Origin of the sequence: Salinibacterium sp. G-O1, from assembly GCF_030063305.1 — a bacterium.
In the GTDB taxonomy this organism is placed as follows: domain Bacteria; phylum Actinomycetota; class Actinomycetes; order Actinomycetales; family Microbacteriaceae; genus Rhodoglobus.
Genome location: NZ_JASISV010000002.1, coordinates 419,160 through 445,870 on the forward strand (window position 1 = coordinate 419,160; position 26,711 = coordinate 445,870).

The following is a 26,711-nucleotide window of genomic DNA, read 5'->3' on the forward strand; positions in this document are numbered from 1 at the left end:
GTGTCTAATAGAGCGGTGACCAACTATCGCGAAAAACTGTGGCCGGCTCCCTGGCTCTTCATCAGCACGGCTCTGGTGATTCCGGCCAGCCTGCTGGTGTTTCTGCCGATCAACATCAACGTGGGAATCGGCGCAGCGGTGGTGCTCTATCTGGGATGCCTCGCAGCGCTGCTCGCGTCGGCGACGAAGGTAGAGGTCACCGAGACGCACCTGATCGCAGGGAAGGCACGGCTTCCCCTCGACATCATTGGAGCCGTTGATGGTTTCGTGGGTTCAGAGGCAACACTGGAACGTGGCCAGCGCCTTGACGCGAGAGCATTCCTCGTCATCCGCGGCTGGATCGACCCGGTCGTTCGAGTCGAATTGATCGACCCGAACGATCCGGTGCCGTACTGGTTGGTGTCGACCAGGAAACCTCAGGAGGTTTCCCGTGCGATCGACCAGGCCAGGAGCGCCCTAAAAAATTAGGCGGCGCACTCCTGGCAGACTGCGCCGAGCTTTGTCGTGTGGTCAACCTGTGAGCGGTGCTTCACCAGGAAGCACTCCACACAGGTGAACTCGTCGGCCTGTGCCGGGAGCACAACCACGTCGAGATCGAGGTCTGAAAGGTCTGCTCCGGCGAGCTCAAAGCTGCCGGGATTGTCCGCGTCGTCGGAGTCAATCGAGCCCGACGTCTTGTCCGGAACGCGCTCCTTCAGTGCCTCGATCGACTCAGAGTCGTCGTCGGTCTTTCGGGGTGCGTCGTAATCGGTTGCCATGCCCATCCACTTCTGTAAGCGTCTCGTCTTGGTGGTCCAGTAACGAATTCGCGGGGACAGTGTGCATCAAACCATCTGGAATAGCAAACCACCGGAGCCTCGTCACCATCGTGCTCTGCGTGCAACTTACGGCGCGCCCGTTCTATTCCCAACAAATAGCGACTCAGCGTGCGATCCTGTCAGCAAATATCCATGGCTGGAGGGCTTCAGCATGCAGGACCTGCGAGTAATCGGAGTAGAGAGCGGCGCGCTGTTAGCGGCTGCTGACGACGGGACGCGATTCCGCATCCCCATTGACGAGATGATGCAGTCCAAATTGCGTCAGAGCGTGGCGGATCCCGGCGCCGGACCCAAGCTGTCGCCACGTGAAATTCAGGCGCACATTCGGTCGGGCATGTCGGCGCAGGACGTGGCGTCCATCACGGGAGCGTCATTCGAGTACATTCAGCGCTTCGAAGGACCGGTGATCGCTGAACGCGACTTCGTCGTGCAGTCTGCCCTCGGCGTGCCCGTAAAGAGCGCAGCCGATGCTGACCCGATGAACCAGGGGCGCAACTTCGGCTCGGTCATCAGGGACCGGCTTCATGAGCTCGGCGCAACCGATGAACGGTGGGCCAGTTGGAAAGATCCCGAAGCCGGCTGGATCGTGAAGCTTGCCTTCACCGCCAAAGAGATCGATCACGATGCGCGCTGGGGTTTCGACCCGAAGAAACAGTCCCTCTCCCCCAATAACGGTGAGGCCGTCACCCTGTCGCGGCAGGGCGAGAACGGGGGCGGAATGATGCCGCGACTCCGTGCCGTCAGCGAGCCCGCCATCGACACGGCCGACTCGGACCCCACACGCTTCGACAGTGGCGCTTTCACCCTGAGCGAGTCACAACAGTTCTCGGCGAACCACCAATCGGGCTCAGAGCCTGCCGCCATCGGTCGAAGGACCGAGGAGCCCGTTCACGGCAACCAGACCTCAGACCTGCTGGAGGCACTTCGACGTCGTCGTGGCGAGCGTGAGGCCGCCCACTTCGACGAGGCTGAGGCGCGCGGATCTCACCCATCAACGGGATCGATCCGGATCGTGGATGTTCCGATGGAGATCTTCGACGAGGAGCCGGAAGAGCCGAGGCGCACAACCTCGCCGCAACCTGCAGTTCGTCGCAAGGCGCGCACCTCTATGCCCAGCTGGGATGAGATTGTCTTCGGCGCCCGACCGGACGACGACCCCGCCTAGGTGCTCGTCAGCGAGGGTGCAGTCTCACCTCGCGAAGGCTCCAAACCTGATGAGTGGCACTCGGACTTCACCCGGCGACCATGAACCGTGCTGGGCGACCATCCCGCGACTGGAATGGTTTTCCAGGCGACCGTCGTAGTACGCAATGCCCTTGCGGGCCGCCACGAGGATGTCGCCAATACGCGGAAGCACTTCAGCACGGACCTCACCAAACCACCCGGCAGCGACCGCTTCCGACCGCGTTGCCACCCACGCCCGCTCGCCTTCACTGGCTCGCCAGCGACTGATGATGTCCGCGCGTTTATCGTCGCTCGCATCGGGTTCGAAATACAGCTGCAGGCATCGCGGCTCCCCGGCCATGAATCTCACGCCGTCCAAAAGTTCGTCGTCGACCAGCACATGTGAGTGCTGTGGCACATCCAGTACTCCGTGGTCAGCCGTCACCAGCAGTCCGTCGTGCGCTCCGAGGGCGCCCACCAGTTCGCGCACTGCTGCGTCCGCCAGCTCAAGGGCAGACGTCCACTCCCGAGAGCGCCACCCGTGGGCGTGCGCGGCCTGGTCGAGCTCGGGAATGTACACGTAGATGAGTTTCGGGGGCCCCGCTGCGGCGATCTCAGTCGCGGCTTTGGTCATCCTGTCGGCCATGGATGCGGCAGACACATATCGGGCGCCGCGAAGTACAGCGCGCGTAAAGCCCGAGTTTTTGTACCGGGCAGGGCCGATGACGACCGGATCCAGCCCCTGTGCGTGCGCGGTCTCGAAGAGCGTGGGTACCTGCTGCCAGGTCTCGGGGTCGAGCAGGGCATCCCACCCGGAGAGCTGGTTGACCACCCTGTCGTTGGCCGCATCGAGCACGCTGTAGCCGACCATGCCGTGCTGCCCAGGGCCGACACCGGTCGTAAAAGTGGTGAGCGCCGATGCTGTCGTGGTCGGGAAGCCCGAATCGATGACCGATTTCGACGTCATCGCACCGGCCAGCGTTCTGGCGTGCCCGGCACTCGATTTCAGTACGTCTGCGCCCAGCCCGTCGATGAGCACGACTATCGCGTTGCCGACCGCCGGCAACGCGAGGCGGTTCTCGTCGCCGTTGACCGCGTCGAGGCAACTTCGCAACACATCGGCAAGGCTCAATCCATCAGGTTTGGGCGCCGGTAGCATGGGGGCAATCTTATGGCTACTCCCGAAAACCCCACCAGCACCGCTCCCTCCGGCGAACGCATCGAAGACATCGATGTCACTACCGAGATGCAGGGATCGTTCCTTGAGTATGCGTACTCAGTCATCTATTCCAGGGCGCTGCCCGACGCGCGGGACGGCCTCAAGCCAGTGCAGCGGCGAATCCTGTACCAGATGGCCGAGATGGGCCTTCGCCCGGACCGCGGACATGTGAAGTCGTCGCGCGTGGTCGGCGAGGTGATGGGAAAGCTTCATCCGCACGGTGACGCCTCCATCTACGACGCGATGGTGCGACTGACCCAGGAATTCGTGCTGCGCGTCCCCCTCATTGACGGCCACGGCAACTTCGGCACCCTCGACGATGGCCCGGCCGCTCCGAGGTACACCGAGGCACGGCTGCACGCCACGGCTCTCGCCCTGACCGAGAACCTCGATGAAGATGTTGTCGACTTCATCCCCAACTATGACAACCAGTTCATGCAGCCGGAGGTGCTGTCTGCGGCCTTCCCCAACCTGTTGGTCAACGGTGCCAGCGGAATCGCTGTCGGCATGGCAACGAACATGGCACCCCACAACCTCATCGAGGTGGTGGCCGCTGCACGGTATCTGCTCGAGAATCCTGAAGCCTCCCTCGAAGACCTGATGGCCTTCGTGCCCGGGCCCGACCTGCCCACCGGCGGCACGATCGTCGGGTTAGACGGCATCAAGGATGCCTACGCGAACGGCCGGGGCGCCTTCAAGACCAGAGCCCGCGTGTCAGTCGAGGCGATCACCGCCCGCAAGACCGGACTCATCGTCACCGAACTCCCCTTCCTGGTCGGCACCGAGCGCGTTATCGAAAAGATCAAAGACGGCGTGAACTCCAAGAAAATCAGTGGCATCTCCGATGTCACGGATCTCACCGACCGCAAGCACGGCATGCGGCTCGTCATCGGCATCAAGACCGGATTCAGCCCCGATGCCGTGCTCGAACAGCTTTATCGCCTCACCCCGCTGGAAGACAATTTCAGTATCAACAACGTCGCCCTGGTCAACGGTGGTCCGCGCACGCTCGGGCTCAAAGAGCTGCTGCAGGTGTATCTCGACCACAGGCTGAGCGTCGTTCGTCGACGCAGCCTCTTCAGACTCGCCCGACGCAAAGAACGCCTTCATCTCGTTGAGGGCCTGTTGATCGCAATCGTGGACATCGACGAAGTGATCCAGGTCATCAGGCGCAGCGACGACAGCGAGCAGGCGCGGGCCAGATTAATTGATGTCTTCGATCTCAGCGAGCTGCAGGCCGAGTACATTCTCGAGCTCCGGCTCCGCCGTCTCACGAAGTTCAGTCGCATCGAGCTCGAAACGGAGGCTGAGAAGCTGCGGGCCGAGATCGCCTACCTCGAGGCCCTGCTCGCAGATCCGGCCCGAATCGCCCAGCTGGTGTCAGATGAGCTCGAAGAGATCGCCGAACGCTTCGGAACCCCTCGGCGAACACTGCTGACCGAAGCGCGACCCTCCATTGCCACGACGGCGGCGTCCCGCAGAACCGCGGCGGTGCTGGAGATCGCCGATGCCCCCTGCGAGGTGCTGCTCTCGACCACGGGACGGGCCATCCGTGTTGACATCGCTCCAGAGGTCGCCGATGAGCCGACTGCCGAGCGTCCCGCCAGACGCCGGACCAAACACGACGCGATCCGATCGCGGCTCATCACCACGAGTCGCACCGAGATCGGGGCCGTTACCAACCTCGGTCGGCTCATCCGTTTCACCGCGGTCGACCTTCCGAGCGTGCCATCCAACTCGATCCAGTTGGCCGCTGGCGCGAAAATCAGCGACTACCTCGCCATCGGCGGTAAAGAACGGGTGATCGGCATCGTCTCCCTCGATTCCGAGGTACCGGTGGCAATCGGGACTCGCCAGGGCGTCGTGAAACGCGTCATCCCTGCATCCTGGCCGTCACGCCCCGACTTCGACATCATCTCGCTCAAACCGCGCGACGAGGTCGCAGGGGTCGCGCACGCCAGAGACAGCGATGAGGTCGTTTTCGTCACCTCGGATGCGCAACTGCTCCGGTTCAGCTCGTCCCTCGTGCGGCCACAGGGTGTTGCCGCGGGTGGGATGGCAGGCATCAACCTGTCGAGCGCGGCGGCCGTAATCTTCTTCGGTGTCGTCGACCCCGGTCTCGACAATGTCGTGGCGACTGTCTCCACTTCCGCTGCCACGATCGCCGGCGCCGATCCCGGCCGGGCAAAGGTGTCGGTGATCGGCGAGTTCCCGGCAAAGGGTCGCGCAACCGGTGGCGTGCGGGCTCACAGCTTCCTCAAGGGCGAAGATTCGCTCGCGCTTGGCTGGGCAGGACCGTCCCCAGCCGTGGCCGTGGGAACCGATGGCTCGGTGAGACACCTGCCGGAGACGCTCGCCAAGCGGGACGCGTCTGGCACAGTGCTCGATGGCGTAGTCGGCTCGATCGGGGCAGGCCTCTAGCCAGCTTCCTCATCGCGTCTGGAACGTGGCCAGGTGGGGAGATTGACAGGTCGTCAGACGGTGGTAGGTTACGGGGATAGTAAAGTTTCCTAACCACGCTGGGGTAGCCATGGCACGGCCTTCCGAAAGTCCTCCCTCCCCCGCCACACCGGGGCTGCTTCGATCGATCAATGACCGAGTGGTGCTCGAGCTCCTGATCACGCATCCGACCCTGAGTCGCGGTGACGTTCGCCGTCTCACCGGGGTGTCGAAACCGACCGCATCGCAATTGCTCTCCCGCCTCGAGGAAAGCGGTCACGTCGTGCAGAACGGGGTCGAGGAACACAACCGCGGCGGCCGCGCCTCGGCCATTTACGAACTCAATCCGCGCGCCGGGTTCGCTGCCGCAATCAATGTGACCGCGACCGGAACCCATGCCCGGGTTGCTGACCTTCGCGGCACTGTCATCGGCGAGCACCGGGACCCAGGCGAATCCGGGCCCGAGACCGCCATCACCTCGCTCAGATACGCCCTGTCCACGGCCGAGCTCGAGATGACCGACCTGACGTCTATCGTCGTTAGCCTGCCGGGATCCTACGATCCGGATGCCGACACCCTGCGGTTCGCCGGGCACCTCCCCCGCTGGCAGCAGCCCGGCCTCGTTGAGGGCCTTGAGGCGATCACGGGCGTCGAGACACATATCGAGAACGACGTCAACGTCGTCGCCATGGCGGAGCAACAGAGTGGTGCGGTTCGAGGGGAGAGTGATTTCTTCCTGCTGTGGAGCGACGAGGGTATCGGTGGCGCGCTCATGCTCGGCGGTCGCATCCACCGCGGAAGTACGGGAGGCGCCAGCGAGGTGGCCTTCCTGCCCGTTCCCGGGGTTCCCATCGTGCGCAACCCAGCGCGAGAAAACCACGGTGGATTCGACGACCTCGCCGGTGTCGCGCAGGTCGTCGAGCTGGGGGCCAGGCACGGCATCCACGCCGACAGCGCTGCCGAGATCGTGGCATCCGCCGTGGCATCCGATGCACACGGCTTCCTCGACGAACTCGCCGGCCGGTACGCGCCGGCACTCGCGACCATCATTGCCCTCATCGACCCGCCGGTGATCGTGCTTGCGGGCGCCGTACTGAACGCTGGCGGACCAGGTTTGCTCGACCTCATCCGGGACCACGTTGATGAGGTCGCAATTCGTACTCCGCGGTTCGCCGCCCGAGAGGTCATTGACGATCCAGTTGCGGCGGGTGCCCTGCTGGTCAGTCTCAATCACACCCGCAACGCGGTGTTCAGCACATGAAGATGGTCGGCGGCGGAGCATCCACATACACTCCCGAGTTCGCCGCGGCGCTGGAAAACACGCAACGACAGTTTGGAATATCACGTGGATGACATCAGATGGGGTCTCGTCGGCACAGGGTTCTGGGCGCGAGAAACACACGCGCCGTCGATTGCTGCGACTGCCGGGGCTACTCTGGCGTCGGTATGGGGCCGCGACCCGGAAGCCACCGGCCTGCTCGCCGACGACTTCGCCGCCCGGCCGTTCTCTGACGTTGATGCATTTCCCGATTCGGTCGACGCGGTGAGCTTTGCTGTGCCTCCCCACGTGCAGAGCGAGATTGCACTTAAGGCGATTCGTGCGGGCAAGCATGTCCTTCTCGAGAAGCCAATTTCGGTGTCGCTCGCGGCAGCCAACGAACTCGTCGCGGCGGCCGAAACCAGCGGCGTCTCCACAACCGTGTTCTTCACGTTGCTGTTCGACCCCCGGATGCGCGCTATCAACGCGAACGCCGAGATCGACGCGTGGTCGGGGGCCCAGGGGCTTTGGCTCGGTTCCGCACTGATGGACGAGAATCCGTTCAACACACCCTGGCGCCACGAGAAGGGTGCGGTCTGGGATTTGGGCCCGCATGCCGTCTCCGTTCTGGTTACCACCCTTGGCCCGATCGTCAACGTGTCCGCGACGGCGGGCGAGCAGGGCCTCGTCCACGCCCAGTTCACGCACGCCAGCGGGGCCACCAGCACGGCCACGATGACACTGTTCGCGACCGAGGCTGCCGATGGATTCTCCACTCTCATGTGGGGCCCGAACGGCAGACAGTGGCTCCCCGTCGACGATGTCGATGAACAGGCGGCAATGCGACTGGCGCTCGCCGAGCTGGTCGACAACATCCGAAACGAACGCACGCAGCACCAATGCGATCTGTCATTCGGACGCGACATCGTTGCAGTACTCGCGGCGATCGAATCCGGGCTCGCGAGCCAACCATGAGATCTCTCGACATCACCTTTCCGCAACCTCGCGTCGTTCAGGTGGCGTCCAACGATGTCGCGGAACCGGGCGAGGGTGAACTACTCTGCGAGGCGCGAGTCTCACTCCTGAGCACCGGCACGGAAACCTTCTGTCTCGCGGGCGAGTTCGACGACGGCACCTTCTGGCAGGAGTGGGTCACCTTCCCCTTCTCGCCCGGGTACTCCATGACGTCGGTGGTCGTAGCCGTGGGGCCGGGCGTCACTCGCTACGCTGCGGGAGACCGCGTAGCAAGCCAGACACCGCACGCCCAGCGCTTCACCGTGCCGGTGACACAAGCTGTGCCAGTTCCCGACGACATCACGGATGATCAAGCCGCCTGGATCTCGCTCGCGTGCACGACGCAGCTTGGGGTCCGCCGGGCCGAACTTCAGCTTGGAGAGACGGTGGGCGTGATCGGGCTCGGTCTTCTCGGACAGCTGGTGGTGCAGTACCTGTCGATTGCCGGAGCCGGGCGCACCGTGTGCATCGACCCCTCGGCGGAGCGCCTCGGGCTTGCCGGTGTCAGCGGCGGCAGCGATCTGATTTGTGCAGACGCGGGTGCTGCGAAAGCCGAGATCGCCGAGCTGACCGGCGGTCGAATGCTCGATGTCGTCTTTGATGTCACCGGGCATCACTCAGTCCTCGCGCCGGCATCCTCGTTGTTGCGGCCGCGGGGACGCCTGATACTGCTCGGCGACAGTCCCTCCCCCAGTCGTCAATCGCTCGGTCCGCGGATTGTCGCCGATTCGATCTCCATCCTCGGCGTGCACGGCTCGAACGCCCCAGAGCAGGCGACGCTGAGCGACCCCTGGACCCTCGAGGCGATGACCGAGCTTTTCTTCCATTTTCTGCGGAAGGGACGAATGAACGTCGACTCGCTGGTGTCACACAGGTTCACTCCGGATCAAGCCCCCGAGGTGTACGCGATCCTGCAGCAGGATCGGTCAGCGTATCTCGGCACCCTCTTCGACTGGACGGACATAGCGACGTGAATGAGGCGGTGCGGTGGGGAATTCTCGGTGCAGCCGGGATTCTCGAAGCGTCAGCGCCCGGAATCGCCCTCGCCCGGAACGCTACGCTCGTCGCGATCGCCAGCCGCTCGCAGTCCAGGGCAGACAATGCGGCGACCAGCTACGGTGCTCACCGCGGAATCGCCGGCTACGAGAGTCTTTTGGCCGACCCGGAGATCGAGGCCGTCTACATCCCCGTACCGAACTGGCTGCACCACGAGTGGGTGCTGAAGGCCGCTGAGGCTGGCAAGCATGTTCTCTGCGAAAAGCCCTTGGCCGTGACCTCGGCAGAGGCGAGGACGATGATCGACGCCTGCACCTCGGCGGGAGTGTTGCTCGGCGAGGCGTACATGTATGCCCACCACCCGCGCTTCGACCGGATGATCGAGATCATCGCATCGGGCGAGATCGGAACGCCGCGAAACATCATCACCACCTTTTCCTTCGATGCGAGCGCTGACCTCGATCACTCCGGCTTCCAGGGCCATCCCGGCAGCGGTGCGGTCTATGACGTCGGCGGCTATGCGATTCATTCGGCGCGGTTGTTTTTCGGCGCAGAGCCCGTCGCTGTCACCGCGCGATCGGCGATGTCTGAGCTGCACGGCAATATCGATCTCGCCACCTCGGCGCTGGTGGAATTTCCCGGTGCGACCCTGCTGTTTCACGTCGACATGGCGGGTGCTGACACAGACACCATCGAGGTGATCGGAACTCGCGGAAGAATCAGGGTGCCTCACGCATTCCTGTGCGCGCCTGGACAGGGCGACTTCTTCGTGAATGATCGGATCGAGTCGGTGCCTGAGACGAACCATTATGTTGCTCAGGTCGAGCGATTCTCGCGGGCTGTGCGTGGTGAGCAGCCTTGGCGCTACAGCGCCGACGAGCCGTGGCGGATGGCGCGGGCACTCGAGGCGACATCGCAGTCGTACCGGCGTTCCGAGCGAATCACGCTCTAGCGCTCAAACTCGCGCGCGAAGTCGGACAAAAACATGTCGACCAGATCGCCATGCACACGAAGGCGATGGCTGCGCAGGTGTGTGAGAGCCGCCATCACTCGAGCCCGTCCGGCCGGGAGAATCTCGCCCTGCCCCATAATCTCGGCGCACAGCGCGATCGCGCTGGCCGCACGCTCGTACTGATCGACCCACGGCTCGACCTCGGCAGCGAGGGCCCGATTGAAGATGGTCCTCATGTGGGACGCGACAACGCCAAGCTCCGCCGCGACGTCGCCGAGTTCTGCCACCGCCACCGCACTATCCCCAAACGAATAGTCAAAGGCGAACCGCTCGAGACGCTCGGCCAGCCGCGGCGAGTCGTCGGTGCAGAGCGCCGAGCCTCGGAGCGCATCAGCGAAAGCGCGCACCGTCTCGCGGTCGGCACCGGCAACGAGCTCTATCGCCCGCTCCCAACTCTGCTCGGGCTGGTAGGCCTCCGGATCGGCCAGATAGTCCGCGATAGAGGCGAACGCGATCTTGGATGCTTCTGGGTATGGCATGGCGTTGGCGATGATGCCGCGTGATGCCGATCCCAACGAGCCATCCCGCCCGAGGTAGGGCCCGACATGAAGCTCGTGGGTCATCGCGACGTCGTTCACCGGGAAGTTGTCCCAGTACAGCGGTGGATGCCCCGTAGCCGCCTCGAACCGCTCGGCGTCGACCGTCTCCAGCACGGGTGAGCAGATCGCGCGCCCCGTGAAGAAGATGTCGATTGTGGGATCAATGCCTCGCCCCAGTTGCGACAGGTACGGCTCATCACCGCGACCCCAGTAGGTTGTGGGAGCCACCATGAGCTCACCATCGAGCAACGGATGGAGCTGACGGATCAGGGTTATCTGTGCATCCACCAGCGAGGCAAACACATCCGCGTCTTCGGGATGTTGCAGTGACGCGGGGATGTCGTCGAGAAGAAGCGCGAAACTGGACACTCCCAGTTCCGAGACCTGCCGGTACTTGGCGATCAGGAGATCCCGATCGCTGGCGCTGGAGTATCGCATCGACAATCCGGGCGACAGTGCGAAGGTGAATGTCACGCCGCTCTGCACGCATGCATCGACCAATTCCCGCAATCGCCGCAGGGCATCCCGATCAAACTTCTTGCGCCAATCGCGGCGCAGGAAGGCGTCATCCTTCGGTCCGTAGACGTACGTGTTCATACCCAGGCGCCCGATGAAGCCGATCATGTCCAGCCGCTGTTGGTGGGTCCACGGCGTGCCGTAGAAACCCTCGATAATGCCGCCGACAGCGAAGGGGCTGGTCATAGGGATCTCACACGGGATCGGTAACGCTCCAGAGTGGCCTGGTTCTGACCGTCACCATCGAGGACATTACTGCTGGTGAACACGGCGGGCTGCGCACCCGCCTGCGCCACCTTCATCGCGGCTGTCATCGCCAGCAGGTTCACGATTGCTGAACCCATCACCGTGGACGTCGGGCCCATCGGCCGGTCGACACCGGAGACCTCGATGGCAGCGTCACCGGGTACCCCACCGTTATCGATGACAAAGCGAGCGAGCTGATGGATGCCCGCCACGGATGACCCGCGGGACGTTGCCGAGGTGGCGTGCGCCACGCTGACCAGGGCAATCGTCGCCATCCCAGCATCATTGGCGAGCTGTGTCAGCTCCCGCGCGATGACATTTGAGCCCGAGTTCGAGATCACGAGCAGAGTGTCTGTGGGGCGGGCATCCATCCTGGCGAAGATCACCGGGCCCAGGCCCGCCGTTCGCTCCATCGAGGTGCTCAGCTCGGCACCGGCATGAAGCAGCAAGCCCTCGATCAACACGGGGTTGACCGCACCGAGACCACCAGCTCGGTAAAACAGCTCAGCGGCGAGAAGATGAGAGTGTCCGGTGCCGAACACGTGCAGCATGCCGTCAGCCGCGATCGAGTCAGCGATGGCCTGCGCCGCATCCTCGATGATCTTCGCCTGGTCGGCGAGCCGTTCGAGCTGACCAACCAGATGGGCTGTGTAGTCGGCAAGCGGATCGGTCGTTGGGCTCATGGGCTACTCCATTTACTGATGAACTGCTCGTAGACGGCCGGAGCTCCCCTTGACGCGAGCTCGAGCGCTCCGTCGAGCGGGGCACCCGCTGCCGCCACGAGTACCAGTCTGGCCTCTTCTCGCACGCGCCGCTCGATCTCGATTCTCAGTGGCGTTCCCGGCGATGCCGCGCGACCCAGTAGTACGGCGGGAACCGGTTCCGGCTCGCAGACCGACGCCGCCGCCAGGGTGGTCGCCACCAACTCGCGGGCGGGCTCCCGCACGATCGTGGTCGCGACGTGGTCTCCCGCCCGAGCATGGTCCTGAACAACCGAGGCAAATTGGGCGATGTCGTTCACCGGACGCTCCCGGGCGTGCACCCTCGCCGCGAGCTGATGAATCGGGCCGAACCGCTCCTGGGCGGCGACGGCCAGCGTCGTCTCGCCCCCTCTGCCGTCGCCAGAGGCCAGCGCCGCAGCGAGGCCGCGACGTCCGATCCAGAAAGATCCACCATTGTCACCGAGCAGGATCCCGTCGCCGTCCACTCGCCGGACACGCCCGCTGCGTGCGTCGACGGCGAGGCACGCGACTCCCGTGCCCACGGCCAGCACCACGCCGTGGTGCTCGGGCAAAGCAGCGAGGTGGGCGGTGATCTCATCACCCACGAGCCAGACCTCTTTTGCTCCCGTTTCCGCGAAGAGGGCGCGTGCAAGTTTGTTCAGGGTGGGTTCATCAGCGGGCATGGTCGTAATGCCGAGGACGATCCTGCCCACCGCGTCGTCGGGTTGGCGAAGCCGAGCCCACGCTTCAGTCACCGACGCCACCAGCAGACGTACCGGATCGCCATCGGTGTGGGCAACGCCATCGCTCACGGCCATTTCTGCTCGTCCAACGACACTGAGCCGAACCTGCGACTGGCCCCCATCGACCCCGATGTCAACCTTCACGAAACGCCGCCCCGTCGCCGTTGCCGAGTCATGGCGCGAGAGTATCTAGGCTGAGAGCACCCGACGGAAGGACTGTTATGCCGCACATTCGGCAGTATGAAGCGCACGATCACGACAGCCTCTACGAGGTGTGCCTGCGCACTGGTGCTAATGGCGACGACGCGACCGGTCTCTACCAGGTACCCACCATCCTGGGTGAGGTGTACGTCGGACCGTACCTCGAGTTCCATCCCGATCTTTCCTGGGTCATCGACAACGACGGCACCGCGTCCGGATATGTGTTGGGCGCCCCTGACACGAAGGCTTTCGAATCCCGCTGCGAAAGCGAATGGTGGCCGCAATTGCGGGAGCGGTATCCGCTGGGAAGTTTCGCGCCGGACTCGCTCGACGAAGAAGTCGTCGGCGATATCCACGTCCCCCCGCGTGCTGACCAGCGAGTGGCCGCGGCGTATCCGGCTCACTTGCACATCGATCTCGCGCCGGAGGTGCAGGGCTTGCGCCTCGGCGGAGCTCTCATCAGTGTTCTGCTCGACACCCTGACGGCGCGGGGCGTCGCCGGAGTACATCTTGGCGTAGCAACCGCAAACACGCGGGCGCTGGGCTTCTACCAGCACCTCGGATTCGCTGTGCTGAGTCACGACGAATCCGGAACGACGATGGGCAAACTGCTTCCGCCCACATGAAGACACCCGTCCACCTAATGCACCGAACCTTCGGTGATGCCGTTGATTACCTGGCGATGAAACACCACATAGATCCCCACCATCGGGATGGTGATGATCGACAGTGCAGCGAAGAGGGTCGGGTAGTCCGTCGAGTACTTTCCGGTGAAAGCGAGCAGACCGACGGGGATCGTGCGCAAATCATCGCTCTGGATGTACAGCGTCGCGAGCAGAAACTCGTTCCACGCGCTCAGCACCGAGAAGGTGGCCACCGTCGCAAGCCCTGGGCGCATCAGAGGCAACACGATTTGGGCCAGAGTCCGGAAGTCGCCGGCCCCGTCGATGCGGGCGGCCTCAAATAGTTCGCGCGGGAGTGAGTCGAGATAGCCCTTGAGCAGAAACACGGCCAGCGAGAGTCCGAGCCCGATGTACGGCAGGATCAGGGCCCAGCGGGTATCGAGAATGTAGAAGGCATCCAGGAGGCGGCTCTGGGCTGTCAGGTAGCTCTGGACCGGAAGCAACAGGCCCAGCAGGAACGGGAGCAACAGCCATTTACTGAACCGAAACTTCAGACGGCTGAACGCGTAGGCCGCGAGCAGGCCGAAGACCAGGATGCCCGACACCGACGCCACCGTCGTGATGACGCTGTTCACTGCGTAGACGCCAAGGTCGCCGCGCTCCCATGCATTGGTCCACACCGTGAAGTCGAGCGAGGTCGGCAGTGCAAACGGGCTGTCGAAAATCTCCCGCTTCGACTTGAACGACGAGACGATCATCCACACCAGGGGAAGCACAAAAAACAGAGAGACTGCCGTCAGCACCGAGTGATAAACAATCGCGCTGATCCGCGGACTCAACCGGGCTCGCCGTGGACGGGTGTCAGTATTCAACATCGACTCCCCCGACCTTGGAACGAATGCGAGCGAAAATCAGGCCGAGAGCCAGAACCACAATCGTCATGATCGTCGCCAGCGCCGCGCCATAGCCCAGATTGTTGAAGCGGAACACCACCTCGACGAGGTAGGTGGTCACGATTTCGGTCGCATGGTCCGGGCCGCCGTTCGTCATCACGTAGAAAAGATCGAAGCTCTGGAATGCGCCCGTGACGCACAGCAGCACCGCGATCTCGATCATCGGCCGAATCATCGGCACCTTCACCGAGAAGAAGATTCGCCACTGCGATGCTCCGTCGAGCGTGGCGGCTTCGACGATATGTGTCGGGATGCGTTGCAGAGCCGCAAAGAAGATCGCCATGTAAAAACCGGCGTAGATCCAGCCGGAGACGACGCTGATCGCGATGAGCGCAGTTGCCGGATTGCCCAGCCACACCAGTGCAAGCGCGTCGAATCCGGTGCTCCTCAACGCCGTGTTGATCAGGCCGATGTCGTCGCTGTACACGAACGACCACAAAACGGCGATGACGACCATCGGCAGCATCACCGGCACGAAAAACGCGATGCGATAGAAGGCCGTTCTGCGGCCCTGCATTGTCACGACGCCCGCCATCACGAGCCCGACGGCCACCTCAAGGATGAGCGTGAGCGCGATGTACCCGAAGGTGTTCCGGTACGCCGTGAGATAGATGTCGTCACGGAACGCGCGGGTGAAGTTGTCGATGCCCACGAAGACCATCTGGTTGGTCCCAGACCAGTCGACGAAACTGAGGCCGGTGTTGAGCAGCGCCGGCAGCAGCACGACGAACGCGAACACCAATACGGCCGGTGCAACCAGCAGGTACGGCGTCCAGACCCTGTCGGATTTCACAGCAGTTGGCCCTTCTCGACGCGGATGTTGTGCGGGGACCGAAAGGGGTCCCCGCACAACTCTTGCTAACGGATCTCGGCTATCCGCTTCTCCGCTGTGTCCAGGGCATCCTGCACGTTGCCACCACCGATGATGTTGGCAACCGCGTCGTAGAACGCCGCTGCCACCTCGATGTCGTAGCCGCTGTCTGACGGTGCAACAACCGTCGGTGCCGTCGACATGAGGGTCGCGAGCGACACCGTCCGTTCGTCAGCATCGACCCCGTCGAAGGGGTCAATTGTCATCGGTGCAAGGCCCGCCTGCGCCCACAACTTCGTTCCCTCTGCCGATGCCACGAGCTCGAGGAAGTCCATCGTCTCCGCGATGTGCGCCGACTTGGCGTTCACCATGAATCCCGTCGAGATACCGAGCACGCTTTCCTGGTCACCTGCGCCGTCAAGGGCAGGGGTGTTGAAGTAGTCGAACTCGAGGCCTTCGCCATCGGTTTGTGCGTCGGCCATGAGCCAGCTTCCGATGACGATCATGGCGGCGCGCCCCAGGAAGAATTGCGTATTTGCCTCATCGTCAGGCAGCGCGTTCACGCTGTCGTTGATGTAGCCTTCGCGGGCGATCTCGGCCAGGTAGCCCATCGCGTCGACCATCTCCGGTGAGTTCATGGGCGCTTCGCCGTTCATCGTCTCGGCGTAAACGTCTTCGCCGACGACTCGCGAGGCGATGTGTGAGGCCCAGTTGCCCACGGTCCACTGATCCTTATTGCCCTCGACGATCGGGGTCACACCGGATGCCTTGATTGCGGCGCAGACATCCATGAATTCGTCCCAGGTCGTGGGGACGTCGAGCCCCAGATCGCTGAAGATCGTCTTGTTGTACCACACGATGTCTGTGACGTCACCGGTCCACGGCACCATATAGATTCCCGAACCGTCGACATCCATTCCGGTGAAGGCGCCATCGTCGAAGCGGCCGTCGAAAGCATCGCCCGAGAGGTACTCGCTGATATCGGCGCCGTCCCCGTCCGCGACGTGATTGCGCATGCGTGGGCCCGACCACTCAAAGTATGCATCCGGGGCTTCGCGGCTGGACAACAGGGTGGACAGCCCCGTCGTCTGGTAGACGTCGTCTTCCTGCACAATTATTTCGACCGTGCGGTCCGGGTACTTCGTCTCGTACTGAGTCTTCAGGGTGTCGAAATTGCTGTCCACAGCATCCCCGGAAGCGCCCATGGCGATCCGGATGACGACGTCAGAACTGGATGCTGGCGCACAGCCCGACACGGCAAGGGCGAGAGTGACACCAATTGCGGCTGCAGTCATTCCTGGTTTGAGCACGTTCCGTATTGCCACGAGTCGACCTCCGGTGCGATGTTAGTAAACTTTACTTCCGTAGCCAGAGTGAACTGCCATTTGCGCTGGATGTCAATGTTTCCGTCGCGAGTTGACGGACTTGTAACAAAGAAATCGGCCCGTCAAGGGGCCGTGCCAGCCCGACGATCAGACGTCGATGCGGTCCCTGTTGAGCCCGTTGCCCGCAATGATGAACTCTTTGCGCGGGGCGACGTCGTTGCCCATGAGGAGCTCGAAAACCGTTGCCGCCATCTCGGCGTCGGGTGAATTGACTCGGCGAAGGGTGCGGTGCTGTCGATCCATCGTTGTGGTCGCCAGCTGGTCAGCATCCATCTCGCCCAGTCCCTTGTAGCGCTGGATCGGGTCCTGATACTTCTTTCCTGAACGCTTCAATCCGGCGAGCACGCCGTTGAGCTCGTTCTCCGAGTATGTGTAAATCGTCTCGTTCGGTTTGGAGCCCGGGTTCATCACGATGACCCGGTGCAGCGGCGGCACGGCGGCGTATACCTTGCCTGCAGCGATCATCTCGGGCATGTACCGGAAAAACAGCGTGAGCAACAGCGTGCGGATGTGAGCCCCGTCGACGTCAGCGTCGGCCATGATGATGACCTTGTCGTATCGTCGTGCATCGAGGTCGAAACTGCGACCGGAGCCAGCTCCGATGACCTGGATGATCGAGGCACACTCCGCGTTGGAGAGCATGTCGCTCACCGACGCTTTCTGCACGTTGAGAATCTTGCCGCGAATGGGCAGAAGTGCCTGATATTCGCTGTCGCGACCAAGCTTTGCGGTTCCGAGGGCGGAATCACCCTCGACGATGAACAGCTCGCTGTTGGCGACATCGTTCGATCGGCAGTCCACGAGTTTGGCCGGCAGCGATGAGCTCTCGAGCGCATTCTTGCGGCGCTGGGTCTCCTTGTGGGCCCTGGCGGAGATCCGGGATTTCATCTCGGCGACGATCTTGTCGAGCACGAGCACGCACTGGGCCTTGTCGTCGCGCTTGGAGGAAGCAAACTTTTCGGACAGTGCCTTGGCGACGACCTGCGCGACGATGTTTCGAACGGCCGGGGTGCCGAGAATCTCCTTCGTCTGGCCCTCGAACTGCGGCTCCGGCACTCTGACGGTCAGCACTGCCGTGAGCCCGGCAAGGATGTCGTCTTTCTCGAGTTTGTCGTTGCCGAGCTTGAGCCTGCGGGAATTTTTATCCGCCTCAGCGCGGAGGAACTTGAGCATGCCCTGCTCGAAGCCAGCCTGATGGGTGCCACCCTTGGGCGTGGAGATGATGTTGACGAAGCTCTTGAGAACAGTGTCGTAGCCCGTCCCCCAGCGCATCGCCACGTCCACCTGGCACGTCCGGGTCAACTCGGTCGGAATCATGTGCCCGTTGTCCTGAAGCACCGGCACGGTTTCCGTAAAGGTGCCCTCACCCGTCATGCGCCACAGGTCCATGATCGGGGTGTCTGTCGCGAGGTGCTCGACGAACTCACCAATCCCGCCCTCGAAATGGTAGGTCTCGTGCGTGGGTTCCGCGGGCCGCTCATCCTTGATGTCGATCGTGAGACCGGATACAAGGAACGCCGTCTGCCTGACGCGATCGAGCAACTCGTCGGTCTGGAACGTCGCACCCTTTGCGAAAATCTGACGATCGGCCCAGTACCGGATGCGCGTTCCGGTGACAGCCTTTCCGACCTTGCCGATGACACGCAGTTCACTGTTCGACACGAAGGGGGTGAACGGCGCATCCGGGGTTGGCTCGCCCCCTCGGTCATCAAAGATTCCCGGCTCGCCCCGGTGAAACGACATGGCCCAGGTCTTGCCGTTGCGGTCGACTTCGACGTCGAGCCGCTCAGACAGGGCGTTGACGACCGATGCACCGACGCCGTGAAGACCACCGGATGCCGCGTATGAGCCTGAGCCGAATTTGCCACCAGCGTGAAGCTTGGTAAAGACGACCTCGACACCCGACAGGCCGGTCTTCGGCTCGATGTCCACGGGAATGCCCCTGGCCTTGTCGCGCACCGTGACGCTCTCGTCCTTGTGCAGCACAACACTGATCTCCGAGCCGTGACCGCCGAGCGCTTCGTCAACAGAGTTGTCGATTACCTCCCACAGGCAGTGCATCAGACCGCGAGAGTCCGTGGTTCCGATGTACATGCCCGGGCGCTTTCGCACGGCTTCGAGCCCCTCAAGAACAGAGAGGTGGCGGGCTGTGTAGTCAGCGCTCGACATGGCTGCCTCCGAAGGTTTCGAGAAAATCAGGGTTGAACAGGTTCTGGCCATGGCCGAAATCAACCATACGGTCCTTCCCGCGACCTCCACCTCTTCGACACTCTTCTCGTGCCGGAGAAGTGACGTCAACGGATTGCCCGCTACGCGTTCAGCGAAATACCCGGCAAATGACGCGTCGCTGTAACACAGTCGTGTTTGTATTGAGTCACGGAAGTTATCGCGTCGACCCGAATGGAGCCGCTCATGTCTCACATCACCACCGAGCTAGACCCCGCAACGGATTACACCCTCTCGGCTCTCGACCGTTGCGACAGCTGCGGCGCACAGGCGTACATTCGCGTGACGCTCAACAGCGGCGACCTGCTGTTCTGCGCACACCACGGCAACCAGTTCAAAGCGAAGCTGTTCCCCACCGCCCTGAACTGGCACGACGAGTCGAGCAGACTTCTCGAAGACCGCACGGTCTGATCCCCCACACACTAGGTTTTTGAGGGTCGGCGTTTACGCCGGCCCTCATTTCTTTGCCATAGACAGCTCATCGCCAGGAGTACCGTGAAACGCATCAGGCATTACCTCTCGCGCTTGAAGAGTCTCGACGTTCGCAACATGTTTGTCGTTGCCGCTTCGGTGGCAACCGAGAGCGGAAAGCCCCGAGCGATCATCCTCGTCGACATGGCGCTCTGTTCGGTGATCTATCAGGCCGGTTACCTTGACTATCAGGAGTTCGAGTTCTGGTCGCTGAACCGCCGAGAACGACGAACGTGGATCACGAGCGGCAACGCCAACTCCATCGTCGTGAAGTACAACCAACGCGCCTTCCGCGAGAAATTCTTCGACAAGCCGACCTTCAACGCGCTCTTCAACGAATACCTCGGTCGTGAGTGGCTCGACGTGCGCACGACTTCAGCCGTCGAGCTGCAGCAGTTCGTGACTGCTCACGACATGGTGATGGTCAAGCGAGTCGACGGGATGAGTGGTGCTGGCATCCAGAAGTATCGCCACGCCGACATTACGAGCTATGAACTCTTCCGCGCTGAACTGCTCGCACATGAGCAGTACCTGGTGGAAGCGTTCATTGTCCAGCATCCAAAGATGGCCTCGCTCTCACCTGCGAGTGTCAACTCTCTGCGCTTGATCACCTTCTTTGACGGCACCACCGTGCACGTGATGGAAGCTGTGCTGCGCATGGGCAACGGCGCTGACGTCGACAATTACGGCCGTGGTGGCATGTACACGGTGCTCGATGAGAAGACCGGAATTGCCGGATTCGGGGCGTTCGACAAGTTCGCGAACACCTTTGACGAACACCCACTCACGGGAACGCCCATCGTCGGATTCCAGGTGCCCCTGTACGACGAGGTCTTGCAACTCCTCGACACGATCTCCCGAATCGTGCCCGAGATTCCCTACGTGGGATGGGATGTCGCAATCGGTGAACACGGTCCAGTGATCATCGAGGGCAACTACAACACCGGCGTCTTTCAGATGAAGCCGAGCCTCACCGGCAACAAGATCGGTCTTCTCCCCCGCTTCCGCGAGGTCATCGACTTCTGACCATTACCGCCGGACCGGCGGCTCAGGCTCGACGGATAATGCCCATCGGAGTTGACTGCCTGTCCTGACCCAGCGGGTTGTCCTTCAGAATGCGAACCATCAGTTCGTCGACGGCACGGCCGGCGGTCGAGCCCAGAATGTTCCCACCGAAGTCATTGATGTCGACAACGAGAACGTCGATCGACTTGCCCAGGGCAGCCTTCACATCGGCGGCAACGCCGTCGGGACGCGCAGGGCCAAGCACTACCTGCGAGTCGTATGGAGGAATCGTGTTCTTGGTGGGGCCGTCGATCGCGCGCGCCTTCGGACCGGCAACCCGGTAGAAGTCACCGCGGCGCCCGACTGCTTTGGTCACAGCTGCAACGGCGGCCGCCAGGAGGATCCGCGGAGTACCGCACTCGCGCAGTGCCATCTCCATGGTCTCGGGGATACCCAGCCCGATGCCGTGCGATGTCTTGGTGACATACCGTGACAGGGTCACAGCGAGCTTCCGGGGCTTGATGTCCTCCAGCGGGAACGCGCGGCCCTGGGTGATGCCGACGATCTTCTCCGTGACGAAAAAGACATCACCATCACGAACGGCATCGCCCGCGTATTTCGTGATGACATCCAGAAGGATGTCGTCACGCATGACGACATGCGTCTTGATCGGGATGCGCTGGTAGGCGATACCGTCAACCGTCACTGTCAGCGGCTTGCCTTCGTTGGCCTGCGCCATCGTGCTCTCAGTCACCGGTCTACTCGAGGTAGTCGCGCAGCGACTGCGATCGGGACGGGTGGCGCAGCTTCGCCATGGTCTTCGATTCGATCTGGCGGATGCGCTCACGCGTCACGCCAAAGGTGTCGCCGATCTGATCGAGTGTCTTCGGCATGCCATCACCAAGACCGAATCGCATACGAATAACGCCGGCTTCTCGCTCAGACAGCGAGTCGAGCAGGCTCTCGAGCTGCTTCTGAAGCATCGTGAATCCGACGGCGTCCGCGGGGACGACGGCCTCGGTGTCCTCGATCAGGTCACCGAATTCGCTGTCACCATCCTCACCGAGCGGGGTGTGCAACGAGATGGGCTCACGGCCGTACTTCTGAACCTCGATGACCTTCTCGGGCGTCATGTCCAGCTCGCGCGACAGTTCTTCTGGGGTGGGCTCCCGGCCAAGGTCCTGCAACATCTGGCGCTGAACTCGCGCGAGCTTGTTAATGACCTCAACCATGTGCACTGGAATACGGATGGTGCGCGCCTGGTCTGCCATGGCACGGGTGATGGCCTGGCGGATCCACCATGTCGCATAGGTCGAGAACTTGAAGCCCTTCGTGTAGTCGAATTTCTCAACGGCACGGATGAGGCCCAGGTTTCCTTCCTGGATGAGGTCGAGGAACTGCATGCCTCGACCCGTGTAGCGCTTGGCGAGTGACACAACCAGGCGAAGGTTAGCTCCGAGGAGGTGGCTCTTCGCGCGCTGGCCATCTTTGGCCACCCACTGAAGTTCCCGCCCGACGGCCGATCGAAGTTCGGTAGCAGACATGCCAGAGAGCTTGTCTTCCGCGAACAACCCGGCTTCGATGCGCATGGCCAGCTCGACCTCTTCGGCCGCGTTGAGAAGTGCGACCTTTCCGATCTGCTTCAGGTAGTCCTTGACCGGGTCGGCAGTAGCTCCGGTAATAGCCGCCGAGTAGACCGGGACGTCGTCGTCATCGTCGACCAGCGAGAGAACGAGGGCTCCGGTAGGAAGCGCCTCATCCTTGCTGGCGGATTTCGGGTTCTCGTCGTCGTCGTCGTCACTCGCGTCGTCCGAGTCCGCGCCATCACCGTTCTTCAGCGCGGCGACGCTTTCGGCATCGTGTTCTTCTCCGGCTTCCGCGGCCGACTTCTTCGTCGCCTTTGCGGCAGCTGCGGCTTTCGCGGCAGCAGCCTTCGTGGGTGCCTTTGCCGCAGCGGCTTTAGTGGGTGCCTTGACTGCAGCGGCCTTCGCCGGCGCCTTGGCCGCAGCGGCCTTCGCCGGCGCCTTCTTCGCGGCAACGGGGGTCTCAACGACCTCGTCGTCGACTGTGTCTGTTTTCGCTCGGGTTGCCATTCGAAACACCTTTCAGGAGTTTTGGGCAGGGTGTTCGCTGTTTTTGGACAGCACTAAGACCCTTGTCAAGTTCTGGGCCGTGTCATCACCGGGATGACGTAAACGACGGAACTAGACCGGGTCTTGTGTTCAATTATTGCACGACTTTTGCCCGGCTATTGACAGATGCAAGCAATTGCCCCTATAACCGAAAACCTTGAGCTAGATTCCCGCCCGGATGCTGGCCTCGGCCCGGGTCAGTCCCGAAGCTTGCGCCAACCACGCACCAGTGCAACCCAGACCGGCGCCACCTCTATTCCCTCTTCGTCATGCATCCTTCGACGTGTTCGACTCCGTGCGTGCAGCAGGAACACCACTCCGCCACCGACGACGAGGTACTGCACAAGAAATGCGATCCGGAATGAGTCGAACGCATACAGCTCGGCGGGCAACCCCGTACCGCCGCTGGTCTTATCAATGACATCCAGAGCCACCGCAATGAGAAACATCATCACAAACGTGGCGAGGAAGCCCCCCACGTTGACGATGCCGCTCGCCGAGCCGTAGGCGCGCATCGGATTGAAGCTGCGCGCAAAATCAAACCCGATGAGTGAGCCAGGGCCCCCCACCGCAATGACAAGCAGGAGTATTACGACAACCCAGGTCGGTGGAGTGCCCGGCCAGGCCAGAACGACGCCCCACGCCACCGCCATGGCGGCAACGATGCCGAGCACGATATTGCTCCGGCGGAATGGGTAACGTGCGCTCAGAATTCCCAGGATGGGACCGCTGACCAGCGCGCTGGCGACGGTCACGGTGATCAGCACGGCCGCCCCGGAAGGTCCGTATCCCAGTCCCACCGAGAGAAACGGGAATCCCCAGAGAAGGGTAAAAGTGGTCAGGGATGACTGAGTCACGAAGTGCGACCAGAATCCCAGCTGCGTTCCCGGCCGCGCCAGGCTTTCGCGAAGGTGATGCCACGAGGCGCCCCACGATTGCCGTGGCGCCGTGGCGACCGGCGCTCCGGCGCTTGCGGGGGCGTTGCTCACGACGACGGTCAGCGCGACGACAGCGATCACGGACAACGCCGCAGCCGAGAGATAGGTGGGCGTCCATCCGAAAGCGTGCAGCGCGAAAGACAGCGGGAAGGCAGAGAGCAACTGCCCGAACTGGCCGAGGGTGCCAAAGATCTGCGACACAAAGGTCAGTTGTCGGCCCGAGAACCACGAGGCCAGAAGCCGGATGGCGGAGATGAACGTCATGGCATCCCCGGCGCCGACCAGCACACGACCCGCAATAGCGATGCCGAGGTTGGGAGACACCGCAAGGATGACCTGGCCGGTCACCATCAAGGAGGCTCCGACGACGAGCAGAAGCTTGGGCCCGACTCTGTCCAGTATCACGCCGACGGGTATCTGCAGCGCCGCGTAGACAGCGAGTTGCACGACCGCCAACGCCGAGAGGGCCGTCGCCGCTACGTCGAATCGTTCCGTCGCCTCGACGGCAGAGATACCGAGCGAACTCCGCTGCATGAAGGCCACGATGTAGGCGAATGTCACGACCCCGTAGATCACCCAGGCGCGACGTGAATTCATCGTACTAATTCTATGGGATCGGAATCCCGGCACCGTCGAGTCGGCGCGCGGGAGTCAGATCGAGGGGGCCGAATCGTCGCCGTTGCGCCTGGATGCAAGAAAATTCTGCAATTCGGCGGCGATCTCGTCCGCCGACGGAAGTGCGCCATCGATATCGGTCAGCGGCGACCGCAGCGGATTGTCCTGGATGTAGCTGTCGTGACGTTCTTCCAGGGTGCCGACCAGCCGAGCCAGCTCCTGGTTGTTCTCGACCTGTCCATCGATCTTCGCCAGAAACTCCCTGCCCTCTTCACGCAGGCGGTCGGTCGGAAAGATCAGGCCGGTGGCCGCGCTCACGCTCTCAATGGCAGAGACCGCGGCAAGAGGGTATTCGGTCTCCGCCAGGTAGTGAGGAATGAGAAGCACGAAGCCGGCAACCGGGTGGGAGAGCTCACTCAGGCGATATTCGAGGAGGTGCAGGGCGTTGGCTGGCGCCTGGGTACGCGGGCGCCACAGTGACATGGTCTCGATCAGTTCCGTGCGATTTCCACTCACGGTGGTGCCGACGGGCCTGGTGTGGGGAACCGGCATCGGGATCGCGTGCACCCAGGTCGTCGCCTTGACCTCATACCTCGCGATGAGCTGCAACACCGCGGCGGTGAAGCGATCCCACTGGAAGTCGGGCTCGTACCCGGTGAGCAGCAGGAACGGCTGATCGAGTTCGTCCTTCATGAGGTACAGGTTCAGAGCAAGGGGCGTGTAGTCCGCGACGTGATCCTGGTCGAAATAGATAGTGGGGCGCCGGGCGCGGTAGTCGAGGAGGGTGTCGTTGTCGAATCGCGCAACGACCGAGTGGCTCATGGTGTCGAGCAGGTAGTCACTCAACTGTGTGACCGCAGAACCAGCGTCCGAAAATCCCGTGAGAGCCGCGACCAGATTGAGACCCACGGGCACCGTGATATCTGGTGTGAGGTCGTAGAGGCCAGCCGGATTTTGCATGTTTCAAGCCTAATCGCGCCTCCCGTTTCGAACCCGTCCAAAGGGTGCGCGGGCGTAGCGCCGAGAGCGAACAGACCGAACCACTGCAGGCCCGTGGCGTCAAACCGCCTCAGTTTGCCTCGATACGATGGGCAAATGACCGTTGCCACGCTCGTTGTATCCGCCCAGCCACTGCTCTCGATCGACGCCGACGTACTCGTGCTCGGAGTGTTGAAGACTGGCGATGGCCCACAATTACAGACTGATGATCCTGCGCTGAGAGAGCTGCAGCAGTCGCTTGCCGCCATTGGGGTGACGGGTGCGCAGGATGAAGTACAAAGGGTTCCGAGCATCAATCCGTCAGTGCGCAGCATCGCGCTGGTCGGTCTGGGGTCAGCCCCCATCAGCCCCGAAACTCTGCGCTACGCCGCCGGGTCAGCTGCGAGGCAGCTTCGCGGAATCGAATCCCTGCTGTTCGGTCTTCCCGTCGCCGACGACGAGGCGGTGCTGGCCGTTCTCGAAGGGTCAGCCATTGGCGCGTACGCATACACGCAGTACCGGGCGAGTTCTCTTGAGAGCACCACGCTGCCGGCGAAGCACATCACGGTCGCCGCTGCGACCTCCAACGACGACCTCGTTGAACGCGCGGGCGCAATCGCACAGGCCATCCACACTGTGCGTGACCTCGTCAACTCGCCGCCCAACGACCTCTACCCCGAAACCTTTGCTGACGCCGCCGTGGCGCTGTCTGTGCACGACGACGTCACCGTCGATGTGCTCGGCGTGCCTGAACTGACGGCAGGTGGGTTCGGCGGAATTCTCGGTGTTGGGCTCGGGTCGACCCGCGGTCCGCGCCTCGTGAAGGTGGCATATTCGCCGGCCGGCGCCACACGGCATATTGCTTTGGTCGGCAAGGGGATCACGTTCGACTCAGGCGGACTTTCACTCAAGCCGCCGGCATCCATGATCGGCATGAAGTACGACATGACGGGAGCCGCGACGGTTCTCGCTGTCACGCTGGCCATCGCTCGGCTCGGGCTGCCGGTGCGGGTCACGGCATGGTTGTGCCTCGCGGAGAACCTGCCGTCGGGCTCCGCCATGCGTCCGAACGACGTCATCACCGCCAGGGGCGGAAAGACCATTGAGGTGCTGAACACCGACGCGGAGGGTCGACTCGTTCTTGCCGACGGACTGGCCGCTGCGAGCGAGGAACACCCGGACGCGATCATCGACGTTGCGACCCTGACGGGAGCCGCCGTCGTCGCGTTGGGCAGCAGATACGTGGGCACGATGGGCGACGAGGAGCTGGCAAGGTCGATCGTTGCCGCAGGCTCCAGGGTCGGCGAGACTTTGTGGCACATGCCCATCGCCGCCGAGCTGCGACCGTTGCTTGCGTCGGACCTCGCGGACATTGCAAACATCAAGCCCGGAAACACCGCTGGTGGAATGATGATCGCCGCCGCATTCCTGCGTGAATTCGTGGGCACGAATGGCGAGGGCGATGATCAGAAGTCGATCCCCTGGGCCCACCTCGATATCGCTGGCCCCGCCAACAATGGTGGCTCGGGATGGGGATTCACGGGCAAGGGACCCACGGGTGTTTCGGTGCGCGCGCTCATCGAGCTGGCTGAGGAATTTTCTCGATCGTAGTAAGGTGTTTTAGGCGGGTTTTCTCCGCTCAGCCCGACCGCTCACCACCTGTATTGGCGCGCCGGGGCACGGATCC

24 protein-coding genes are annotated in these 26,711 nt (G+C 62.7%); 11 read left to right on the plus strand and 13 right to left on the minus strand.

The genetic code is table 11. From position 1 onward, the window contains the following. Positions 1-15 precede the first annotated feature (15 nt). Positions 16-468: a DUF3093 domain-containing protein gene (locus tag QMG83_RS08415; RefSeq protein ID WP_283504922.1), complete on the plus strand. Its 453-nt coding sequence runs from the start codon at positions 16-18 to the stop codon at positions 466-468. On the opposite strand, the gene QMG83_RS08420 is transcribed toward QMG83_RS08415, so the two are convergent. Further along, a complete protein-coding gene (locus QMG83_RS08420; protein WP_283504923.1) occupies positions 465-758 on the minus strand; it encodes a DUF4193 domain-containing protein in 294 nt (97 codons plus the stop codon). The two genes, QMG83_RS08415 and QMG83_RS08420, sit on opposite strands and share 4 nt — an antisense overlap. 211 nt (positions 759-969) lie before the next feature. Here QMG83_RS08420 and sepH point away from each other — a divergent pair, with 211 nt between their 5' ends. Further along, positions 970-1,983, plus strand: coding sequence for a septation protein SepH (sepH, locus tag QMG83_RS08425; protein WP_283504924.1), 1,014 nt, complete (start codon positions 970-972; stop codon positions 1,981-1,983). A 24-nt stretch (positions 1,984-2,007) separates the two neighbouring features. Here the strand turns inward: sepH and QMG83_RS08430 are convergent, their stop codons facing one another. Then, positions 2,008-3,141, minus strand: coding sequence for an alkaline phosphatase family protein (locus QMG83_RS08430; protein ID WP_283504925.1), 1,134 nt, complete (start codon positions 3,139-3,141; stop codon positions 2,008-2,010). A 12-nt stretch (positions 3,142-3,153) separates the two neighbouring features. Here QMG83_RS08430 and QMG83_RS08435 point away from each other — a divergent pair, with 12 nt between their 5' ends. The 5 genes from QMG83_RS08435 (at position 3,154) to QMG83_RS08455 (ending at position 9,860) form a co-directional block, all read left to right on the plus strand. Beyond that, complete coding sequence (locus QMG83_RS08435; RefSeq protein ID WP_283504926.1) at positions 3,154-5,622, plus strand: DNA gyrase/topoisomerase IV subunit A; 2,469 nt, start codon at positions 3,154-3,156, stop codon at positions 5,620-5,622. A 109-nt stretch (positions 5,623-5,731) separates the two neighbouring features. Continuing rightward, positions 5,732-6,901 carry an ROK family transcriptional regulator gene (locus QMG83_RS08440; protein ID WP_283504927.1) on the plus strand — a complete coding sequence of 390 codons (1,170 nt, stop codon included), beginning with the start codon at positions 5,732-5,734 and terminating at the stop codon, positions 6,899-6,901. 84 nt (positions 6,902-6,985) lie between these two features. Next, a complete protein-coding gene (locus QMG83_RS08445) occupies positions 6,986-7,873 on the plus strand; it encodes a Gfo/Idh/MocA family protein (RefSeq protein WP_283504928.1) in 888 nt (295 codons plus the stop codon). Continuing rightward, entirely contained in the window at positions 7,870-8,886 is a 1,017-nt protein-coding gene (locus QMG83_RS08450; protein ID WP_283504929.1) for a zinc-dependent alcohol dehydrogenase, read from the plus strand. The genes QMG83_RS08445 and QMG83_RS08450 overlap by 4 nt, the downstream gene beginning before the upstream one ends. Next, positions 8,883-9,860, plus strand: a complete 978-nt coding sequence (locus QMG83_RS08455) for a Gfo/Idh/MocA family protein (RefSeq protein ID WP_283504930.1) — start codon at positions 8,883-8,885, stop codon at positions 9,858-9,860. Before QMG83_RS08450 ends, QMG83_RS08455 begins: the two co-directional genes overlap by 4 nt. Here the strand turns inward: QMG83_RS08455 and QMG83_RS08460 are convergent. From QMG83_RS08460 to QMG83_RS08470, 3 genes are read right to left on the minus strand one after another with little or no spacing between them, the layout of a single operon-like run. Further along, the gene (locus QMG83_RS08460; protein ID WP_283504931.1) at positions 9,857-11,161 is read right to left on the minus strand and encodes a protein O-GlcNAcase; all 1,305 of its coding nucleotides are present in this window, start codon (positions 11,159-11,161) and stop codon (positions 9,857-9,859) included. The two genes, QMG83_RS08455 and QMG83_RS08460, sit on opposite strands and share 4 nt — an antisense overlap. Further along, positions 11,158-11,904 carry a sugar isomerase domain-containing protein gene (locus QMG83_RS08465; RefSeq protein ID WP_283504932.1) on the minus strand — a complete coding sequence of 249 codons (747 nt, stop codon included), beginning with the start codon at positions 11,902-11,904 and terminating at the stop codon, positions 11,158-11,160. The genes QMG83_RS08460 and QMG83_RS08465 overlap by 4 nt, the downstream gene beginning before the upstream one ends. Beyond that, the gene (locus QMG83_RS08470; protein WP_283504933.1) at positions 11,901-12,830 is read right to left on the minus strand and encodes an N-acetylglucosamine kinase; all 930 of its coding nucleotides are present in this window, start codon (positions 12,828-12,830) and stop codon (positions 11,901-11,903) included. The genes QMG83_RS08465 and QMG83_RS08470 overlap by 4 nt, the downstream gene beginning before the upstream one ends. A gap of 77 nt (positions 12,831-12,907) precedes the next feature. Here QMG83_RS08470 and QMG83_RS08475 point away from each other — a divergent pair, with 77 nt between their 5' ends. Then, positions 12,908-13,513 carry a GNAT family N-acetyltransferase gene (locus QMG83_RS08475; RefSeq protein WP_283504934.1) on the plus strand — a complete coding sequence of 202 codons (606 nt, stop codon included), beginning with the start codon at positions 12,908-12,910 and terminating at the stop codon, positions 13,511-13,513. A gap of 14 nt (positions 13,514-13,527) precedes the next feature. Here QMG83_RS08475 and QMG83_RS08480 read toward each other — a convergent pair whose 3' ends face one another. The 4 genes from QMG83_RS08480 to QMG83_RS08495 form a co-directional block, all read right to left on the minus strand. Continuing rightward, a complete protein-coding gene (locus QMG83_RS08480; protein WP_283504935.1) occupies positions 13,528-14,349 on the minus strand; it encodes a carbohydrate ABC transporter permease in 822 nt (273 codons plus the stop codon). A 22-nt stretch (positions 14,350-14,371) separates the two neighbouring features. Continuing rightward, positions 14,372-15,256: a carbohydrate ABC transporter permease gene (locus QMG83_RS08485; protein ID WP_283504936.1), complete on the minus strand. Its 885-nt coding sequence runs from the start codon at positions 15,254-15,256 to the stop codon at positions 14,372-14,374. Between the two features lie 65 nt (positions 15,257-15,321). After that, positions 15,322-16,569, minus strand: coding sequence for an ABC transporter substrate-binding protein (locus QMG83_RS08490; RefSeq protein WP_283504937.1), 1,248 nt, complete (start codon positions 16,567-16,569; stop codon positions 15,322-15,324). A gap of 177 nt (positions 16,570-16,746) precedes the next feature. Then, positions 16,747-18,828 carry a DNA gyrase/topoisomerase IV subunit B gene (locus QMG83_RS08495; RefSeq protein WP_283504938.1) on the minus strand — a complete coding sequence of 694 codons (2,082 nt, stop codon included), beginning with the start codon at positions 18,826-18,828 and terminating at the stop codon, positions 16,747-16,749. A gap of 243 nt (positions 18,829-19,071) precedes the next feature. Between QMG83_RS08495 and QMG83_RS08500 the strand changes: the two genes are divergently transcribed. After that, positions 19,072-19,296: a DUF7455 domain-containing protein gene (locus QMG83_RS08500; protein ID WP_283504939.1), complete on the plus strand. Its 225-nt coding sequence runs from the start codon at positions 19,072-19,074 to the stop codon at positions 19,294-19,296. 84 nt (positions 19,297-19,380) lie between these two features. After that, complete coding sequence (locus QMG83_RS08505; RefSeq protein WP_283504940.1) at positions 19,381-20,382, plus strand: sugar-transfer associated ATP-grasp domain-containing protein; 1,002 nt, start codon at positions 19,381-19,383, stop codon at positions 20,380-20,382. 22 nt (positions 20,383-20,404) lie between these two features. Here QMG83_RS08505 and QMG83_RS08510 read toward each other — a convergent pair whose 3' ends face one another. The 4 genes from QMG83_RS08510 to QMG83_RS08525 form a co-directional block, all read right to left on the minus strand. Further along, complete coding sequence (locus QMG83_RS08510; protein WP_283505540.1) at positions 20,405-21,100, minus strand: coenzyme F420-0:L-glutamate ligase; 696 nt, start codon at positions 21,098-21,100, stop codon at positions 20,405-20,407. A 19-nt stretch (positions 21,101-21,119) separates the two neighbouring features. Next, positions 21,120-22,454 carry an RNA polymerase sigma factor gene (locus tag QMG83_RS08515; RefSeq protein WP_283504941.1) on the minus strand — a complete coding sequence of 445 codons (1,335 nt, stop codon included), beginning with the start codon at positions 22,452-22,454 and terminating at the stop codon, positions 21,120-21,122. Positions 22,455-22,690: 236 nt separating this feature from the next. Then, positions 22,691-24,028, minus strand: a complete 1,338-nt coding sequence (locus tag QMG83_RS08520) for an MFS transporter (protein WP_283504942.1) — start codon at positions 24,026-24,028, stop codon at positions 22,691-22,693. Positions 24,029-24,082: 54 nt separating this feature from the next. Next, the gene (locus tag QMG83_RS08525) at positions 24,083-25,006 is read right to left on the minus strand and encodes a proteasome assembly chaperone family protein (protein WP_283504943.1); all 924 of its coding nucleotides are present in this window, start codon (positions 25,004-25,006) and stop codon (positions 24,083-24,085) included. Positions 25,007-25,141: 135 nt separating this feature from the next. On the opposite strand from QMG83_RS08525, the gene QMG83_RS08530 reads away from it, so the two are divergent. Continuing rightward, the gene (locus tag QMG83_RS08530) at positions 25,142-26,635 is read left to right on the plus strand and encodes a leucyl aminopeptidase (protein ID WP_283504944.1); all 1,494 of its coding nucleotides are present in this window, start codon (positions 25,142-25,144) and stop codon (positions 26,633-26,635) included. The last annotated feature ends 76 nt before the right edge of the window (positions 26,636-26,711 follow it).

Bases quoted from the DNA above. Each gene is read 5' to 3' on its own strand.
- QMG83_RS08520 (WP_283504942.1), bottom strand. From the start codon at position 24,028: ATGAATTCACGTCGCGCCTGGGTGATCTACGGGGTCGTGACATTCGCC.
- QMG83_RS08465 (WP_283504932.1), bottom strand. From the start codon at position 11,904: ATGAGCCCAACGACCGATCCGCTTGCCGACTACACAGCCCATCTGGTT.
- QMG83_RS08495 (WP_283504938.1), bottom strand. From the start codon at position 18,828: ATGTCGAGCGCTGACTACACAGCCCGCCACCTCTCTGTTCTTGAGGGG.
- sepH (WP_283504924.1), top strand. From the start codon at position 970: ATGCAGGACCTGCGAGTAATCGGAGTAGAGAGCGGCGCGCTGTTAGCG.
- QMG83_RS08440 (WP_283504927.1), top strand. From the start codon at position 5,732: ATGGCACGGCCTTCCGAAAGTCCTCCCTCCCCCGCCACACCGGGGCTG.
- QMG83_RS08460 (WP_283504931.1), bottom strand. From the start codon at position 11,161: ATGACCAGCCCCTTCGCTGTCGGCGGCATTATCGAGGGTTTCTACGGC.
- QMG83_RS08500 (WP_283504939.1), top strand. From the start codon at position 19,072: ATGTCTCACATCACCACCGAGCTAGACCCCGCAACGGATTACACCCTC.
- QMG83_RS08435 (WP_283504926.1), top strand. From the start codon at position 3,154: ATGGCTACTCCCGAAAACCCCACCAGCACCGCTCCCTCCGGCGAACGC.
- QMG83_RS08490 (WP_283504937.1), bottom strand. From the start codon at position 16,569: ATGACTGCAGCCGCAATTGGTGTCACTCTCGCCCTTGCCGTGTCGGGC.
- QMG83_RS08430 (WP_283504925.1), bottom strand. From the start codon at position 3,141: ATGCTACCGGCGCCCAAACCTGATGGATTGAGCCTTGCCGATGTGTTG.
- QMG83_RS08525 (WP_283504943.1), bottom strand. From the start codon at position 25,006: ATGCAAAATCCGGCTGGCCTCTACGACCTCACACCAGATATCACGGTG.
- QMG83_RS08420 (WP_283504923.1), bottom strand. From the start codon at position 758: ATGGCAACCGATTACGACGCACCCCGAAAGACCGACGACGACTCTGAG.
- QMG83_RS08475 (WP_283504934.1), top strand. From the start codon at position 12,908: ATGCCGCACATTCGGCAGTATGAAGCGCACGATCACGACAGCCTCTAC.
- QMG83_RS08530 (WP_283504944.1), top strand. From the start codon at position 25,142: ATGACCGTTGCCACGCTCGTTGTATCCGCCCAGCCACTGCTCTCGATC.
- QMG83_RS08515 (WP_283504941.1), bottom strand. From the start codon at position 22,454: ATGGCAACCCGAGCGAAAACAGACACAGTCGACGACGAGGTCGTTGAG.
- QMG83_RS08510 (WP_283505540.1), bottom strand. From the start codon at position 21,100: ATGGCGCAGGCCAACGAAGGCAAGCCGCTGACAGTGACGGTTGACGGT.
- QMG83_RS08450 (WP_283504929.1), top strand. From the start codon at position 7,870: ATGAGATCTCTCGACATCACCTTTCCGCAACCTCGCGTCGTTCAGGTG.